Source organism: Bremerella sp. JC817 (assembly GCF_040718835.1).
Classification (GTDB): Bacteria; Planctomycetota; Planctomycetia; order Pirellulales; family Pirellulaceae; genus Bremerella.
Window position 1 is genome coordinate 1 of record NZ_JBFEFG010000168.1, and the last position, 593, is coordinate 593.

The window sequence follows — 593 nt, forward strand, 5'->3', positions numbered from 1 at the left end:
CGCGGCATTGGCGGGATCTTCCGCGATCGCTTCCACCGGCGCGGCGACGCCGGGCGAATAGGCGAGGCTGAGGTCGCGCTGGGTCGCCATCGGCTTGCTGGCCACGATCTCGATCTTACCGGGCCGGATCGCCTCGTGGTAATAGAGCGCCTCGCGCGTGGTGAAACCGCGTTGGGGTTCGTCGGCCATGCCGGTCATTTCCTTTGTTTCGCGTCTGCCTGATCGCGTCCGGCCCAGCGCTTAGCGAAGCCGTAGCGGCAGCACTAGGGAAAAGCCGGGGCCTTCCCTTCCCGAATCGGCCGGGGGGCGCTTAGGCAGGCCGGATGCCCGGCACCGATCCGACCGCTGCGACCCCGATGATGCGCCAGTACCAGGCGCTGAAGGCGGAGGCGCAGGATTGCCTGCTGTTCTATCGCATGGGCGATTTCTTCGAACTGTTCTTCGAGGATGCGAGGATCGCGGCGAGCGTCCTCGATATCGCGCTCACCACCCGTGGCGAGCATGGCGGGGAACCGGTGCCGATGTGCGGCGTGCCGGTGCACGCGGCGGAAAGCTACCTCGCGCGCCTCATCCGTGCGGGCTGCCGGGTCGCG

General features: G+C 67.8%; 1 protein-coding gene and 1 pseudogene. One reads left to right on the top strand and one right to left on the bottom strand.

All coding sequences use genetic code 11. The features are described from left to right. Window positions 1-189: pseudogene (locus tag AB1L30_RS00785) on the bottom strand (hypothetical protein); the annotation flags it as partial. Between the two features lie 134 nt (window positions 190-323). Here AB1L30_RS00785 and AB1L30_RS00790 point away from each other — a divergent pair. After that, window positions 324-593: hypothetical protein (locus AB1L30_RS00790; protein ID WP_367011440.1), on the top strand; the 270-nt coding region annotated here is incomplete at its 3' end.